General features: G+C 68.7%; 12 protein-coding genes. 11 read left to right on the top strand and 1 reads right to left on the bottom strand.

What is annotated here, in order from left to right; all coding sequences use genetic code 11:
* Positions 1-16 precede the first annotated feature (16 nt).
* The gene (locus ACLBYD_RS00345) at positions 17-832 is read left to right on the top strand and encodes a lysophospholipid acyltransferase family protein (RefSeq protein WP_447814965.1); all 816 of its coding nucleotides are present in this window, start codon (positions 17-19) and stop codon (positions 830-832) included.
* A gap of 4 nt (positions 833-836) precedes the next feature.
* Positions 837-1,700, top strand: coding sequence for an HAD family hydrolase (locus ACLBYD_RS00340; RefSeq protein WP_447814964.1), 864 nt, complete (start codon positions 837-839; stop codon positions 1,698-1,700).
* Positions 1,701-1,725: 25 nt separating this feature from the next.
* Here ACLBYD_RS00340 and ACLBYD_RS00335 read toward each other — a convergent pair whose 3' ends face one another.
* Positions 1,726-3,876, bottom strand: a complete 2,151-nt coding sequence (locus ACLBYD_RS00335; protein ID WP_447814962.1) for an N-acetylmuramoyl-L-alanine amidase — start codon at positions 3,874-3,876, stop codon at positions 1,726-1,728.
* Positions 3,877-4,149: 273 nt separating this feature from the next.
* On the opposite strand from ACLBYD_RS00335, the gene ACLBYD_RS00330 reads away from it, so the two are divergent.
* The 9 genes from ACLBYD_RS00330 (at position 4,150) to ACLBYD_RS00290 (ending at position 16,710) form a co-directional block, all read left to right on the top strand.
* Positions 4,150-5,709: a SpoIID/LytB domain-containing protein gene (locus ACLBYD_RS00330; protein ID WP_447814961.1), complete on the top strand. Its 1,560-nt coding sequence runs from the start codon at positions 4,150-4,152 to the stop codon at positions 5,707-5,709.
* A 141-nt stretch (positions 5,710-5,850) separates the two neighbouring features.
* Entirely contained in the window at positions 5,851-6,603 is a 753-nt protein-coding gene (locus tag ACLBYD_RS00325) for a MerR family transcriptional regulator (RefSeq protein ID WP_447814960.1), read from the top strand.
* Positions 6,604-6,661: 58 nt separating this feature from the next.
* Positions 6,662-7,882, top strand: coding sequence for a UDP-galactopyranose mutase (glf, locus tag ACLBYD_RS00320; protein ID WP_447814959.1), 1,221 nt, complete (start codon positions 6,662-6,664; stop codon positions 7,880-7,882).
* A gap of 50 nt (positions 7,883-7,932) precedes the next feature.
* Positions 7,933-9,831, top strand: a complete 1,899-nt coding sequence (locus ACLBYD_RS00315; protein ID WP_447815341.1) for a glycosyltransferase — start codon at positions 7,933-7,935, stop codon at positions 9,829-9,831.
* Between the two features lie 46 nt (positions 9,832-9,877).
* A complete protein-coding gene (locus ACLBYD_RS00310; protein ID WP_271039099.1) occupies positions 9,878-10,426 on the top strand; it encodes a phosphatase PAP2 family protein in 549 nt (182 codons plus the stop codon).
* Positions 10,423-11,328, top strand: coding sequence for a decaprenyl-phosphate phosphoribosyltransferase (locus ACLBYD_RS00305; protein WP_060652272.1), 906 nt, complete (start codon positions 10,423-10,425; stop codon positions 11,326-11,328). Before ACLBYD_RS00310 ends, ACLBYD_RS00305 begins: the two co-directional genes overlap by 4 nt.
* A gap of 4 nt (positions 11,329-11,332) precedes the next feature.
* Positions 11,333-13,279, top strand: coding sequence for a flagellar motor control protein ZomB (zomB, locus tag ACLBYD_RS00300; protein WP_447814958.1), 1,947 nt, complete (start codon positions 11,333-11,335; stop codon positions 13,277-13,279).
* A 267-nt stretch (positions 13,280-13,546) separates the two neighbouring features.
* The gene (locus ACLBYD_RS00295) at positions 13,547-14,557 is read left to right on the top strand and encodes an alpha/beta hydrolase (protein WP_060652270.1); all 1,011 of its coding nucleotides are present in this window, start codon (positions 13,547-13,549) and stop codon (positions 14,555-14,557) included.
* A 236-nt stretch (positions 14,558-14,793) separates the two neighbouring features.
* A complete protein-coding gene (locus ACLBYD_RS00290; RefSeq protein ID WP_447814957.1) occupies positions 14,794-16,710 on the top strand; it encodes an alpha/beta hydrolase-fold protein in 1,917 nt (638 codons plus the stop codon).
* The last annotated feature ends 116 nt before the right edge of the window (positions 16,711-16,826 follow it).

The following is a 16,826-nucleotide window of genomic DNA, read 5'->3' as shown; positions in this document are numbered from 1 at the left end:
CGCTAGGCTGACCGGCGTGGAACCCTTCTATCGGACCATCATCGGTGTCGCCCGCACGCTCTTCGCAGCGCAAGGGCTGAAATTCGCGATCACCGGGGCGGAGAACATCCCGGCGGCGGGTGGTGCGGTCATCGCGATCAACCACACCGGCTACATGGACTTCACCTACGCCGGGATCCCCGCCCGGGTCACCAAGCGGTACATCCGCTTCATGGCGAAGAAGGAAGTCTTCGACCACAAGATCTCCGGCCCCATGATGCGCGCGATGAAGCACATCCCCGTCGACCGCGGCGACGCCGGCGAGTCCTACCGACTCGCCGTGGAGGCGCTGCGTGCCGGGCAGCTCGTGGGTGTCTTCCCGGAGGAGACGATCAGCCGCAGCTTCGAGCTCAAGGCGTTCCGGTCCGGCGCGGCACGGATGGCGAACGAAGCCGGTGTCCCGGTGGTCCCCATGGTCATCTGGGGGTCGCAGCGGGTGTGGACGAAGGGCCACCCCAAGCGGCTCGGACGTACGAACACCCCGATCACCATCGAGGTGGGCGCCCCCATCCAGCCGTTCGAGCCGGCAGCGGAGATGACCGCGCAGCTCCACGCGACCATGGAGAAGATGCTCCACCGGGTCCAGGACGGTTACACCCACGAGGACGGTGCCTACTGGGTGCCCCGCCGACTGGGCGGATCCGCGCCGACCCTCGAGGAGGCGACCGCCCTGGACGAGGCCGCGGCCGCCGAGCGTCGCGCCCGGAAGGCCCGCGAACGTGCCGCCCGTGAAGGTGCTGCCGGTAGCGGCAACGACGACGCAGGCGGCGACCGCGGTACTTCGGCACAATGACGGAGTGAACGCACAGTCGAGTCGAGAGCCGTATCGGGACCACATCACGGACGCGTCGCGTCCCGGATTGGTGGCCACGGACGTGGACGGCACCCTGATCGACGACACCGAGAAGGTGTCCGATCGGACCCGCGCCGCGGTGCATGCGGTGGTCGACTCCGGTGTTCCGTTCGTCCTGGCCACCGGCCGCCCGCCGCGCTGGATCGCGCCGGTGGTCGAGGAACTGGGCTACGCGCCCATGGCGGTGTGCGCGAACGGTGCCGTGCTCTACGACAGTTCCACCGACCGTGTGCTCAGCGCCGCGGTGCTCGAGGTCGACGAACTGGCGTGGCTTGCCGAGGTGGCCTCGTCGGTGCTTCCCGGTTGCGGTCTGGCCGCGGAGCGGGTGGGGGAGCGGGCCCACGACGCGGCGACGCCGCAGTTCGTCAGCGCTCCCGGTTACGAACATGCCTGGCTGAATCCGGACAACACCGAACTCGCCGAGCACGAGGTGATCGGTGAGCCCGCCATCAAGTTGCTCGTCCGGCTCCCCGGCGCGACCAGCCGGGAGATGGCGGAGGCTCTCGTGCCGAAACTGCACGGGCTGGTCGACGTGACCTATTCGACGACCCACGGGCTCATCGAGATCTCCGCGGCGGGGGTCACGAAGGCGTCGGGTCTCCAAGAGATGGCCCGGCTACTGGGTGTCTCCCACGAGAATCTCGTGGCCTTCGGCGACATGCCCAACGACATCCCGATGCTGTCGATGGCGCGTCACGGTGTGGCGATGGAGAACGCGCATCCGGACGCGAAGTCGGTCGCAGACGAAGTCACCGCCACCAACGTCGAGGACGGGGTGGCCCGCGTTCTCGAACGGTGGTGGCGGTGACTCGTTCCTACCGGTGCGCTGCGGGTCAGCCCGCGGGCGCCGGTTCGGGTGCCGGTTCCGGCGCAGGTGCCGGTTCGGGTCCGGGTTCGGGCGCAGGAGCACCCTCGGGTGCGGGTCCTGCGACGTCGGCCGGCTGATCCTGCATCGCCTGGTCGTAGGCGTCGTCGTAGGCGCGCAGCACCTTGGTGACGACACCCGTGACCTCGTTGAAGATCAGCGAGCCGAACTCGAAGTCCGAACGCCAACCGTCCGGCACCCGGTACTCGTCGCTGGTGGGCAACCCCAGCTCACCAGCGTCGAGTCCGTTCTTCTCCCACGCCTTGTAGATCTCGCCGAGTACCGTCCACGTGCCGCCGTTCGGTGACGTGTAGATGGCACCGTTGACGAAATTCACTCGTTCGAAACCGCTCTTGACCGCGGGAAGGATCGAGGTCACCGCCTGTCCGAGCCGTCCGAGTTCGCCGCCCTCGGCGAGCCACTTCTGGACCAGCGGGTGACCGCTGAGGCGGATCAGCTCGTCGACGACACCTTCGGCGGTGTCGGCCGAGCCCGAGGCGAGCGCTCCGACGTTGATGTCCGGCACGTTCGGCGACGGATTGGACGGCGACGGGTTCGAGGGCTGCGGGTTCGACGGCTGCGGATTCGACGGCGACGGGTTCGAGGGCTGCGGGGCAGCGCCACCGCCACCGCCCTTCGCCGCAGCGGCGGCGATGTCGCGGATCTTGCCCATCTGCGAGTAGCCGGCGTCACCCGGGCAGCTGGTGTTGCCCACGTCGCGGTGCGCGAAGATGATCGGCAGATCCACCGCCGCACCCTGCGGGTAGGGGGTGAACGACGTGCCCTCGGAGTACATCGTGGTGCGGCCCTTGGGATTCAGTCCCGCGCGGGCCAGACGCCAGCCGAGGAACTTGCCGACCGACTCCACCGCGGCCTGCGGCGGGGCCTGGGTCGAGAAGTCGCCCATCATCGCGATGCCGTGGGTGTTCTCGTTGAATCCACCCGCGTGGGCGCCCTGGACGTTGCGCTCGAGACCACCGGCGCGACCCTCGAAGATCTGGCCGTACTTGTCGACGAGCGTGTTGTATCCGATGTCGCACCAGCCGAGCGTGCGTGCGTGGTACGCGTAGATCGCGCGCACGATCTCGGCCGATTCGGCCTTCGAGTAGTTGTTGCTGCCCGCGGTGTGGTGCACGGTCGCGCCACCGAGGGAGTCGTCGTAGGTCGGGGTCTGGCAGCGCATCGACTCGTCGGCGCCCCACTGCTGGCGGGTGATCACCTTCAGGCCGGAGTTACCGAGCGGGCTCGCGATGTCCTCGAGTCGCGCGTCCGCCTCGCTGCTGCCGGGCGAGATGAGCACGGCACTGACCGCTTCGGCAGCCGCCTGCAGCGGGTTCTCGCGCAGCGGCTTGGACGAGGACGCGGGCACGTAGCCGAGGTCGGGTGCATCGGCTGCGGGTGCAGCGACCGGCGCGGGTGCCTCGTCGACGGGGACCGGAGCCTCCGCCGGTGCTGCAGGAGCAGGAGCTTCGGGCGCCGGTGCTTCCGGGGCGGGTGCCTCGGGAGCGGGAACAGGGGCTTCGGGCGCCGGCGGGGCCTCCGCGCCGGCGAGATTCGGTTCGGGGCCGGGACGCGGCGTCAGCAGCACCTGCACCGCACGGGTGGCACCGACGTAGATCGGCTCCGTGCCCGTGCGTCCCTCGCTGGTGGCGTCGTCGGCGCGCGTCTCGATCGGCTCGGTCGCGGTCCAGGGACCCCAGCTGCCGTCGTCCTGCTGCGCGCGGATGAGCGCGTCGGTGGCGGCGACGTCCTCGGCGGCGAGCGCGACGAGGCTGAACGGGGTGTCGCGGGTGAGTTCCTTGACGGTCGCACCGACGCGCTGGACGAGTCCGCCGTTCGGGTCGGGAGCAGTCGTGATCTGCGGGAGCCCGTCGACGATCTCCTTCAGGCTGAGGTCCGGCAGGTTGAGACCGGTGAGCTCCTCGAGCGGGATGATCAGGTCGGGCACCGAGGCGAGCACGACTTCCGCGATATCGGGTGCCACTGCCTCGACGGTGTCGTTGGCATTCCGGATCTCGGGAGCGGTGCTGGTCAGCCCGGTGACGGCGAAGGGCGTCGCGACGGCCAGGGCGGCGACGGCACCCAGGACGATCGACGGCTTGGGGCGGCGATGCGGCACTGTTTGCTACTCCCTGTCGTTGGTGCTCCAGCGGACGGTTCCGACTTCGGATCGTCCCTTACGTGTCGCTTCCGTAGTCCGGTTCGGACACGAAAGTTCTGTAACTCGTGATTCTTGTGTTGCTTCTGTGACATTTGTTGCCTAGCTCCGTCACTCTTGTCACACTAGACGCAGCAAACCTTAAGCCTCAACCTGAGCTTGAGGATCGGTCGAAATTGTCCGATATCGCGGATCACGAGTTCGCGCCTACAGCGACAACGAGGGAGCAACGTCATGTCACGACAGTCCATCGGGCGCAGAGGCAAGATCCGGAGGCGGCGCATCATCCTCGGCAGGCCGCTGCGCAACGGATGGCGTCCCTCCGTCGCCCGTGCTGCCGCGATCGGGGTCGCTCCCGCGCTGCTCGTCGGAGCCGGCGTGGGCGCGCTCGTCCAGAGCAACCAGGCGGCACCGGGTGTCGTGCAAGCGGTTTCGGCCGACACGCCCTTCACGTTCAGCGGCTTCGGTCACGGCCACGGTCGCGGCATGGGGCAGTGGGGTGCCTACGGCTACGCCCAGGACGGATGGACCGCCGAACGGATCATCGGCCATTACTACGGCGGCACCGAACTCGGCACGGTCGACGACGCGATGATCGCGGTCCGTCTCATGGCGCGCGACGACCACACCCTCGACGTCTACTCCGACACCGGCATGATCGTCGCCGGCAAGCAGCTCGCGCCCGGTGAGGCCGCGCACCTGACACCCACCCCGGATGGCGGCGCGAACGTCGTCGTCACCGAGGGCTGCAGCGGCGACGTGCTGTGGCAGGCCGCCACCGACCTGCCGTGGGTCGACCCGATCGACCTCGCCGAGGACCGTCCCGCGAACGAGCACCTCACGATGTGCTCGGACGACAAGACCTACCGCGGCGCCCTCGGTGTGGTGCTCGACGGCACCGCCCCGCGCACCGTCAACCGCCTCCACGTCGAGGACTACCTGCGCAGCGTGGTTCCCGCCGAGGCGCTGCCCGGCTGGGCCGACACCGGTGGTGCCGAGGCGCTGCGGGCGCAGGCCATCGCCGCGCGGTCCTACGCCCTCGCCGAGAAGCGTCACGAGAAGTGGCAGACCTGCGACACCACGGACTGCCAGGTCTACGGCGGGTCGGGCGTCGAGGATCCGCGCACGGACGACGGTGTGCGCACCACCCGTGGAACCGTCCTGATGAAGGACGGCGAGGTCGTGCGCAGCGAGTTCTCCGCCTCCACCGGTGGCTACTCGGCGGGCGGCACCTTCCCGCCCGTCGAGGACGAGGGCGACAAGGTCGCCCCGAACCGCGAATGGGCCAAGACCTTCACCGCGGCCGAGATCGGCAGCAAGTTCGGCGTCGGCGACCTCCAGGCCTTCGAGGTGCTCTCCCGCAACAATCTCGGCCCCGAAGGCGGTCGCGTGACCCGGGTCCGCGTGGTCGGCTCCGACCGCACGATCGAGACGACGGGCGCCGAGGCACGGACCAAGCTGGGACTGCGTTCCGACTGGTTCACCGTCGAGGAAGGCATCGACGAGGACGCCCCGGAGGTCACTCCGGCACCCGAACCCGGCCCGGAGACCGGCACCGATCCCTTCGGCAGCGGCACCGGCACCTCGCCCATCGAGCAGGCCTATCTGGACCTCGGCGGCGTCGACAGCGTGCTCGGCTCGCCCATCGGCCCCGAGCTGATGCTGCCCGACGAGATCGGCAAGTTCCGGATCTTCACCGGCGGCGCGATCGTGTGGACACCGGACCTCGGTGCTCAGGTCATCGACGCGAGCTTCCTGAAGGACTGGTTCCCGAGCACGGGTAGCGCCGAGTAACCCGACGGCACATCTCGACCGGCCGGTCGCCCCGAACAGGGCGGGCGGCCGGTGGCGTTCCGGCACCGCCACGACGATGGTTGACATTGACGCAACGTCAAGATGCACGCTGGTCGTAGCCGGAAAGAAGGAGGTGGGCACGTGCGGGAATGGTCGATCCAGCAACTGGCACGCGCCGCCGGTGTCACCAGCCGCACACTGCGGCACTACGGCGACGTGGGGGTGCTGCATCCGAGCCGCACCGGCAGCAACGGCATGCGGTTCTACGACGAGGACGCACTCGTGCGTCTCCAGCGCATCCTGCTGCTCCGCGACCTGGGACTGGCCCTGCCCGCCATCCGCGACGTGCTCGCCGGTCACGACGACACCGCGAGCGCACTGCGCACCCACCTCGACCTGCTCGAACACGAGCGCCGGCAGTTGGACCGCCGTATCGCGGCGGTGCGCACCACCTTGGCGAAGACGGAGAGAGGGGAGGAACTCGTGGCAGACGAAGTGTTCGACGGGTTCGACCACACGCAGTACCGGGACGAAGTGATCGAACGGTGGGGCAAGGACGCCTACGACTCGGGCGACCGTTGGTGGCGGGGCATGGACGACGCCGCCAGGCACGACTGGATGAAGCAGGTCGAGCAGTTGAACCACGACTGGATCGCGGCGGCCCGGGCCGGGCTGGACCCCGCTGGGCCCGAAGCGCAGGACCTCGCGCGGCGGCACGTCGCCTGGCTGTCGTCGATTCCGGGCACCCCGGGAGGCGGCACTGCGGCGGGCAGTCCGCGGGAGTACGTGCTCGGTCTCGCCGACATGTACGTCGAGGACGAGTGTTTCGCAGCGAACTACGGAGGACGTGAAGGCGCCGAATTCGTCCGTGACGCGCTCACCCACTACGTGTGAGTGTGACGGCCCNACCGAGAGGGCACCTCCGCGACGGAGTCGCATACCCTGGTCTCCCGTGACTGCTGCATCAGCGCCCCAGCCCTCCACCGGTGAGTACGACCTGATCGTCGTCGGCTCCGGATTCTTCGGACTGACGATCGCCGAGCGCGCGGCCACGCAGCTCGGCAAGCGAGTGCTCGTGATCGAGCGTCGCCACCACCTCGGTGGCAACGCGTACTCCGAGCCCGAGCCGGAAACCGGAATCGAGATCCACAAGTACGGTGCCCACCTGTTCCACACGTCCAACAAAAGGGTGTGGGACTACGTGAACCAGTTCACCGATTTCACCGGCTACCAGCACCGCGTGTTCGCGATGCACAAGGGTCAGGCCTACCAGTTCCCGATGGGTCTCGGACTGGTGTCGCAGTTCTTCGGCCGGTACTTCAGCCCCGACGAGGCACGCGCACTCATCAAGGAGCAGGCCGCCGAGATCGACACCGCCGAGGCGAAGAACCTCGAGGAGAAGGCCATCTCCCTGATCGGCCGCCCCCTCTACGAGGCGTTCGTCCGCGACTACACGGCCAAGCAGTGGCAGACCGACCCCAGGGAACTGCCCGCCGGCAACATCGCCCGGCTGCCCGTCCGCTACACCTTCGACAACCGCTACTTCAACGACACCTACGAGGGCCTGCCGGTCGACGGTTACACGGCGTGGCTCGAGAACATGGCGAAGGACGAGCGGATCGAGGTCCGGCTCGACACCGACTGGTTCGCGGTGCGCGACGAGATCCGCGCGGCCAGCCCCGACGCTCCCGTCGTCTACACCGGCCCGCTCGACCGCTACTTCGACTACTCCGAGGGTCGTCTCGGATGGCGCACCCTCGACTTCGAGACCGAGGTGCTGCCCACGGGCGACTTCCAGGGCACCCCGGTCATGAACTACAACGACGCCGACGTGCCCTACACCCGGATCCACGAGTTCCGGCACTTCCACCCCGAGCGCGACACCTACCCGGCCGACAAGACGGTCATCATGCGGGAGTACTCGCGGTTCGCCGAGAACGACGACGAGCCGTACTACCCGATCAACACCTCGGAGGACCGCGAGAAGCTGGGCGCCTACCGCGCCCTCGCGAAGCAGGAAGCGGCCGAGAACAAGGTGCTCTTCGGTGGCCGTCTCGGCACCTACCAGTACCTCGACATGCACATGGCGATCGCCAGCGCGCTATCGATGTTCGACAACGTCCTGGCCCCGCACTTCGAATCGGGAGCGCCCATCGCCGGGGACGCCTCGTGAGCGCCGCGAAGCACGCCGCTGCCGCGAACGCCGGCAAGCACGAGGCGGCCGTGAGTGCTTCCGCTGCGGAGCAGGACGACCTGCTCGGCCGGTCGCTGCTGCAGCGCATCATCCTGCCGCGACCGGGCGAGCCGCTCGACGTGCGCACGCTCTACCTCGAGGAGTCGCCTACCAACGCGCGTCGCGCCCACGCGACGAGCCGGACGACGCTGGCGATCGGCGCGGAGTCCGAGGTGTCGCTGTGCACCTACTTCAACGCCTTCCCGGCGAGCTACTGGCGTCGCTGGAGCACGCTCGGCTCGGTGGTGCTGCGCCTCGAGCTCACCGGCCACGGCCGCGTCGACCTGTACCGCAGCAAGGCCGACTCGAGTCGCATCCACGTCACCGGCCGTGAGTTCCGCGGCGACGGGGTGATCGTCGAGATCGACACCGACCTCGGTCCGTTCGAGGACGGCGGCTGGCTGTGGTTCGACGTCACCACCGACAGCGACGTCACGCTGCACGCCGCCGGCTGGTACGCACCCGTCGAGGCGCCCGGCCCTGCCTCGGTCGCCGTGGGCATCCCGACCTTCAACCGTCCCGCCGACTGTGTGAAGGCGCTGCGTGCGCTCGCGTCCGATCCGTTGGTGATGGACGTCGTCGACGCCGTCATCATCCCCGACCAGGGCACCCGCAAAGTGAAGGACGAGGCCGACTTCGCGGAGGCCGCCGAACCCTTCGGTGATCGCCTCGTCATCCACGACCAGGGCAATCTCGGTGGCTCGGGTGGTTACAGCCGCATCATGTACGAGGCGCTGAAGACCACCTCCAGCCCCTACATCCTGTTCATGGACGACGACATCGAGATCGAACCCGACTCGATCCTGCGCGCCCTCGCCCTGTCGCGGTTCGCGCGGACCCCGATGCTCGTCGGTGGGCAGATGCTCAACCTGCAGGAACGCAGCCACCTGCACACCATGGGCGAGGTCATCCACCGCGCGAACTTCATGTGGGGTGCCGCCCCGAACGTCGAGTACGACCACGACTTCTCCACCAAGCCGTTGCGCGACCGGGAGAACTCGAAGCTGCTGCACCGCCGCATCGACGTCGACTTCAACGGCTGGTGGATGTGCATGATCCCGCGCGTCGTCGCGGAGGAGATCGGCCAGCCCCTGCCGCTGTTCATCAAGTGGGACGACGCCGAGTACGGTCTGCGGGCCCGCGAGGCCGGCTACCCGACGGTGACGATGCCGGGCGCCGCGATCTGGCACATGGCGTGGAGCGACAAGGACGACGCCATCGACTGGCAGGCGTACTTCCACCTGCGCAACCGGCTCGTCGTGGCCGCGCTGCACCAGCACGGCGACCCCAAGGCGATGGTGCTCGACACCATCAAGGCCACGATCAAGCACCTCGTCTGCCTCGAGTACTCGACGGTCGCGATCCAGAACAAGGCCATCGAGGACTTCCTCGCCGGCCCGGAGAACCTGTTCGACCTGCTGCCGCGCGCCCTCGGCGAGGTGCACGCGCTGCGGAAGAACTTCCCCGACGCGGTGGTGCTGCCGTCGTCGACCGAACTGCCGATGGCATCCGGCGCCGAGGTCGGCGCCGTGGGACTGCCCGAACGTGCGGTCGCGAAGGTCAAGCGTCTGGCCAAGGGCGCGCTGCACAACCTGCGTCCCGAGAACCGCGAGCACCACGAGCGGCCGCAGCTGAACGTGCCCACGATCGACGCGCGGTGGTTCCTGCTCTCGCAGGTCGACGGCGTGACGGTCACCACGGCGGACGGTCGGGGCGTCGTCTACCGTAAGCGCGATCGTGCGCAGGCCCAGGCCCTGCTCACGGAGGCGCTCCGGTTGCGACGCGAACTCGCGCGCCGGTTCCCCGAGATGAAGAAGCGGTACCGGGACGCGGTTCCCGCCCTGACCAGCAAGGAGGAGTGGGAGCGTGTCTTCGGTATCGGCAACTGACAGCAGTGCTGCGTCCACGGCCGCAGACGGTGTGACCGCAGACGGTGTGGACGCAGACGGTGCAGCCGCACGTCACTGGAGGAGCACCGACACCGAGGTCCGGATCCTGCAGACCGTCCAGGCCACCGCAGGTGCGGTGCCCGCCGCGACGAAGATCGCCCGCGGCATGTCGCACTTCGGTGAGCACGCTCTCGGCTGGATCGCGATCGGCGCCGCCGGCGCCCTCGTCGACCGTCCCCGTCGCAGCAAGTGGGCGAGCGTGGCGGTCGGTGCGTTCGGTGCCCACGCGGCGTCCGTCGTCATCAAGCGGGTCGTGCGCCGTCCGCGGCCGGTGGACCCGACGGTGCAGGTCAACGTGTCCACGCCGAGCCGGCTGAGCTTCCCGTCGTCGCATGTGACGTCCACGACTGCGGCGGCCGTGCTGCTCGCCCGCACCACCGGGCTACCCTTTCCCGCGGTGCTCGTGCCGCCCATGATGCTGTCCCGCCTGGTGCTGGGCGTGCACTATCCGACGGATGTACTGGCGGGTGCGGCACTCGGTGCGGCGTCCGCGGCCGTCGTGGCGCGGGCAGAGACGAAGTGGGGAGATCGATGAGCGAGGAACCGGCGCCCGTCAAGGAGGCGCCCAAGAGCCTGGGCGCCGGGATCGTCAAGGCGGTCCGTCCCCGACAATGGGTGAAGAACGTCCTGGTGCTCGCGGCCCCGATGGCGGCCGGCTCGGTCACCCAGGTCGACGTCCTGCTGCCCGTCGCGCTCGCCTTCGTCGTCTTCTGCATGGCCGCCTCGGGCATCTACCTCGTCAACGACGCGATGGACGTCGAAGCCGACCGTGCACACCCCACCAAGCGTTTCCGGCCCATCGCGGCCGGCGTGCTCCCGGTGCGACTCGCGTACATCCTCGCGACGGTGCTGCTCGTCGGCTCGATCGCGCTGTCGTTCATCGCGAACTGGCAGCTCGCCGTCGTCATGGCGGTGTACATCGGCATCCAGCTCGCGTACTGCTTCGGGCTCAAGCACCAGGCCGTGCTCGACATCTGCATCGTCTCGTCGGGCTTCTTGATCCGTGCCATCGCCGGTGGCGTGGCCGCCGAGATCCCGCTGTCGCAGTGGTTCCTGCTGATCATGGCGTTCGGGTCGCTGTTCATGGCGGCCGGCAAGCGGTACGCAGAGCTGCGCCTCGCGACCCGCACCGGCGCGAAGATCCGCAAGTCGCTCGAGTACTACACCGAGACCTACCTGCGGTTCGTGTGGACGGTCGCGGCGACGGCGGTCGTGCTCTGCTACGGCCTGTGGGCGTTCGAACAGGACAACGTGGCCGGTTCCAACTGGTACGCCATCTCGATGATCCCGTTCGTCGTCGCCATCCTGCGCTACGCGGTCGACGTCGACGGCGGTGAAGCCGGCGAACCCGAGGAGATCGCCCTGAAGGACCGGGTGCTGCAGTTGCTCGCAGTGGTGTGGATCCTGGTGGTCGGCGGTGCTGTCTACCTCTTCTGACGTCGTGCGCGGCGTCCACGACACCGAGACCGGACCGTCCAGTACGGTCCGGCCCGTTCGACGTGACCGCCTCGCCGGCGGTGTGTTCGCCGCGGGTGTGGTCGTCTCCGCGTTCCTGATGTTCTGGGGAGCGTGGGAGCGGCGCTGGATCGCCGACGACGGTCTCATCGTCCTGCGAACCGTGCGCAACCTCCTCGCCGGCAACGGGCCGGTGTTCAACGCGGGGGAGCGCGTGGAGGCCAACACCTCCACGGCGTGGACGTACATCGTCTACGCGGGTGGATGGCTCACCGGCCTCCGCCTCGAATACGTGGTGCTCACGATCGCGCTCGTGTTGTCGACGGGCGCGATCGTCCTCGCCCTCCTCGGCGCCGCACGCCTGTACCGGTGGCGACTGCGCGCCACCACGGGCACCGTGCTGCTCCTGCCCGCCGGTGTCCTCGTCTACATCGCGGTGCCCCCGGCCCGCGACTTCGCCACCTCGGGCCTCGAGTCCTGCCTGGTGATCTGCTGGCTCGGCCTGCTGTGGCTGCTCATGGCCCGGTGGGCGACCCCCACGCCGGGAGGTGACGGATCGCTCCCGGGTACGGGGCAGATCCTCGCCACGGCGTTCGTCGCAGGACTCGGCCCGCTCGTGCGACCCGAACTCGCGCTGGTCGCGGTGCTCGCGCTCGCGATGCTGTTCCTCGCGCCCGGCCTCGACCTGCGCATCCGGGTCGCGATGGTCGCGGTCGCCGGAGCGATCCCGGTCGGCTACCAGATCTGGCGTATGGGCTATTACGCACTGCCCTATCCCAACACCGCGGTCGCCAAGGACGCCGGTGGCGCCAAGTGGTCGCAGGGCCTCGAATATCTCGGCAACCTCGTCTCGCCGTACCTGCTGTGGCTGCCGCTGCTGTTCCTCGTGATCCTCGCCGCGCTCGTCCTCGCGACCAGCCGTGAGGCCGTGGGCCTCACGGCAGCGGCGGCGCGTCCCGATCCGCGCGACGTGCGGGCCACGCTGACCTGGGTGCAGAAGCTGTTGCGCACGCCGACCGCCGTCGTCGTGCTGTTCCTCGGCTCCGGTGTGCTGCTCGCGCTGTACTCACTGCGTGTGGGTGGCGACTTCATGCACGGCCGCGTCCTTCTGCCGCCGCTGTTCTGCCTGCTCCTGCCCGTCGCCGTCGTCCCGCTGCGGATCCCCGATCGGGCGGAGCTCGGCAACAACCGGTCGACGCAGGTCGCGGGTGCGCTGGCCGTGCTGTGGCTGGGCACCGTCGTGTGGACGGCCGCCGCGGCCAACACGACCGGCATGACCGAGGGCGCCGTGGTGGGCCGATCCGGCATCGTCGACGAGCGCGCCTTCTACGCCCTCAACACCGGGCATCTGCATCCCATCCTGGCCGAGGACTATCTCGACTACCCACGTATGCGGGCCATGGTCGAGGCCATCGCGAACACCCCGAACGGCGGGCTGCTGCTGCCGACCCCCTCCTTCGATGCGTGGGACGTCGTGCCGCCACCCGAGCCCATCCCACCGGGCGGTGCCGGGCACACGGTGTTCTTCCTGAACCTGGGCATGACCAGCATGAACACGGGTCTGGACGTGCGGGTCGTCGACCAGATGGGCCTGGCCTACCCGCTCGCCGCGCACACCGAGCGTCTCGAGGACGGCCGGATCGGCCATGACAAGATCCTGTTCCCAGACTGGGTGGTCGCCGATTCGGGCATGGTCGACGTCCATCCGTGGATGCCGGGCTATCTCGACGAGGACTGGGTCGCGATGGCGAAGACCGCGCTGACCTGTCCCGAGACCCGGGAGATGATCGACTCTTCGAGCGCCGAACTCACGTGGGCACTGTTCAAGAGGAACCTGCGCAACGCGTTCGACTACGCCTCGTACCGGATCGAACGGGTGCCGAAGTACGAGATCCAGCGCTGTGATCTGCCGATGCCACCGCCGCGGGGGTGACGGCCGAACACCGAGATCAACTTGGCCCCCTTCGACTGTCTCGATAGGATCACGGCGCATCACGGATGGGTAACTTTCCGGCAGCGCGTGCTTGACCTACAGGTCAAGAGGTGCCCAAGAGCTGTTGAAACCAGGGTTTGTCAGAGATCACGCGGTCCTTTACAGTTTTGACCGCAGTGTGACTTGGGGCGGCCTTCCGCGGTCGTCATCGCCGGAATCCGGGGGACGCGAACGCGGACGCCGCAGACGAGAAAGAGAGCATTGTTCATGCGTTTTGTCCCGAGGTTGAGGCAGGGCCTTCGACGGCGACTGCTCGGCACCGCCGCCGCAGCTCTGGTCCTCCCCGTGGCTGCCGGCCTCGTCGGAACCACCGCCGCCGTCGCCGCGCCGGCGCAGGGAGCGCCGGTCTCGCACCGCGCGCCTGCAGGGGGCTTCGAAGAGGTCTTCGTCGAGTCCGACATGGGCCCGATCAAGGTTCAGATCCAGTGGGCCGCGCGCGGTGGCGACGCGGCGCTCTACATGCTCGACGGCCTTCGCGCTCGGGACGACGCGAACGCCTGGACGTTCGAGACGAACGCCCTGCAGCAGTTCGCGAACGACAACGTCAGCCTGATCATGCCGGTCGGCGGACAGTCGAGCTTCTACACCGACTGGTACGCGCCGTCCAACCTGAACGGCCAGGACATCACCTACAAGTGGGAGACGTTCCTGACGGAGCAGCTGCCCGACTACCTCGCCACCCGTGGCGTCTCGCGCAACAACAACGGCATCCTCGGCCTGTCGATGGGTGGCTCCGCCGCCCTGACCCTGGCCGCCTACCACCGCGACCAGTTCAAGTTCGCGTCGTCGCTGTCCGGCTACCTGAACCTGTCGGCTCCCGGCATGCGTGAGGCCATCCGCGTGGCGATGCTCGACGCCGGCCGCTTCAACGTCGACTCGATGTGGGGCCCGCCGTGGAGCCCGGCCTGGCTGCGCAACGACCCGTTCGTCTTCGCTCCGAAGCTCGAGGGTCTGTCGCTGTACATCTCGGCCGCCAGCGGTCTGCCCGGTGAGCACGACAACCCGCAGGGCTTCGTCGGCTACTACAACACCGCCAACGGCATGGCGCTCGAAGCACTGTCCCTCGCCCAGACCCGCGCGTTCCAGATCAAGCTGGCCACGCTCGGCATCCCGGCCACCTTCGACTTCCCGGCGCGCGGCACGCACGCATGGAAGTACTGGGAGGATCAGCTGTGGAAGGCACGCCCGCAGATCCTCGAGGCGCTGAACGCGTTCTGATCTCCGGTACGCACTGCTAGCAACGACGCCGCCCGCTCACCGATCCGGTGAGTNCAATTTTCTCACCTGTCACAGCGCGGCACCCGCGATTCCGGGTGCCGCCGGTGTAGAAACAACATCCGGGACTCCGGTATCCCGAGTCGGCACATCCAGCCGGGGCGCCCTGCCACTGCCGCCGTCGCGGTCCACCCGAAGCCGCACTTCGGCAGGAAATCCGGCAACGCAGAAAGTGAGCGATGCAGATGCGAACTGAGCTCGAGCACGGTGAGCGACGGACGGGGCCGAGCAGGAGAGCGGCCCGCGTTGCGGGTGCGCGGAGCAGAAGATCCCGTGCGCTCGCACTGATCGCCGCAGCCCTCGTCGCGCCCGTCGCCGCAGGTCTGACCACTGTCTCGGTGGCCACCGCCGATCCGCTCATCGCCCAGTCCGGCCCGACGAGCACTGCCGGTGCGACCGTCCGCTCCGTCGACTGGCTCACCGATCGCCGCGTCGCTCTGTGGATCGACTCGCCGTCGATGGGGACGCCGATCCAGGTGCAGCTGCTGCTCGCGCGCGACTGGAACAGCAAGCCCGACGCGAAGTTCCCGTCGGTGTTCATGCTCGACGGCATGCGCGCGCGCGACGACGAGAACGGGTGGACGCTCGAGACCGATGCGGAGGCCTTCTTCGCCGACAAGAACGTCAACGTCGTGCTGCCGGTGGGCGGCCAGTCGAGCTTCTACTCCGACTGGATCGATCAGAACAACGGACAGAACTACAAGTGGGAGACCTTCCTGACGAAGGAACTCCCTCCGCTCCTCGAACGCGACTGGCGTACCACCGACAAGCGTGGCGTCGTCGGCCTGTCGATGGGCGGTACCGCCGCGATGTTCCTGCCCGCCCGCAACCCGGGCTTCGCGCAGTTCGCGGCGTCGCTGTCCGGCATCCTCACCACGACCACCCTCGGCATGCCCGAGGCCATCCACTACGCGATGCAGGACGCCGGCGGTTTCGACTCCGAGGCGATGTGGGGTGCGCCCGGCTCCGAGGGCTGGGAGTCGCACGATCCGTACCTGCTCGCCGACAAGCTCAAGGGTGTGAGCCTGTACGTCTCGAGCGGCAGCGGCACCACCGGCCCCTACGACGATCCGTCGGGCATCCCCGGGGTCAGCACCAACTACGCCGGCATGGGCCTCGAGATCCTCTCGCGCCTCACCTCGCAGGCGTTCGCGACGAAGCTCAAGAAGCAGGGCATCCCCGCCCAGATCGTGTACCGGCCGTCGGGCACCCACACGTGGAAGTACTGGGAGTTCGAACTGCACCAGCTGTGGCCGCAGCTCGCCAACACCCTCGGGGTCGAGGTCGACAAGCCCGAGTGCAACCCCACCGGCGCCTTCGGTGACGTCGCGAACGCGAACGCCTGGCTCGGCGACTGCCTGACCGGTGAATACGACGTCGCCGGTGGCAAGGTGCAGGACTTCCGCTTCGGCCGCGTCTTCTCGTCCGAGGGCGCGACGGTCCCGGTCGCGGGTGCGATCGGCGGCGCCTACCAGGGTGTCGGCGGTCCGGCCGGGCAGCTCGCCTATCCGACCACCGAGGAACGCGTCGCTCCCGACGGACGCGGACGGTTCAACCACTTCCGGAACGGCGCGATCTACTGGACGCCCGAGCACGGCGCCCACGCGGTCCGCGGCAAGATCTTCGAGGAATGGAAGAACCAGGGCTGGGAGGGCGGCCCCCTCGGCTACCCGATCCTCGACGAGGCAGCGACCCCCGACGGCCGCGGCGCGGTCCAGGGCTTCGAGATCGGCGCCATGTACTGGAGCGAGGACACCGGCGCCCACGGCGTGCAGGGCATGATCCTCGACAAGTACTCCCAGCTCGGCTACGAGACGGGAGTCCTGGGCTACCCGACGGCCAGCGAGCAGCCCGCAGGGCGTGACGGTCGCTTCAACGAGTTCCAGCACGGCAGCATCTACTGGAGCCCGCTCACCGGTGCCTGGCCGGTCCGCGGCAAGATCCTCGAGGCGTGGCTCGCCGAGAAGGGTGCCGAAGGACGTCTGGGCCTGCCGATCAGCGACGAGTTCCCGGCCGTGGACGGCAAGGGTGTCCAGCAGAACTTCCAGAACGGCTTCATCACCCTCGACGGCGACGAGGTGAAGCTGCAGCCGTAACCGAACGACAGCAGGGTCGGCCCGTGCGGCCGGCGATCGCGAAGCGGGTCGGCCCGTGCGGCCGGCGATCGCGAAGCGGGTCGGCCCGTGCGACCGGCGATCGCGAAGCGGGTCGG

The organism is Rhodococcus sp. C26F, from assembly GCF_053345925.1.
This window is presented reverse-complemented; position numbering and strand designations above follow the sequence as displayed.

Bases quoted from the DNA above. Each gene is read 5' to 3' on its own strand.
- ACLBYD_RS00330 (WP_447814961.1), top strand. From the start codon at position 4,150: ATGTCACGACAGTCCATCGGGCGCAGAGGCAAGATCCGGAGGCGGCGC.
- ACLBYD_RS00295 (WP_060652270.1), top strand. From the start codon at position 13,547: ATGCGTTTTGTCCCGAGGTTGAGGCAGGGCCTTCGACGGCGACTGCTC.
- ACLBYD_RS00305 (WP_060652272.1), top strand. From the start codon at position 10,423: ATGAGCGAGGAACCGGCGCCCGTCAAGGAGGCGCCCAAGAGCCTGGGC.
- ACLBYD_RS00290 (WP_447814957.1), top strand. From the start codon at position 14,794: ATGCAGATGCGAACTGAGCTCGAGCACGGTGAGCGACGGACGGGGCCG.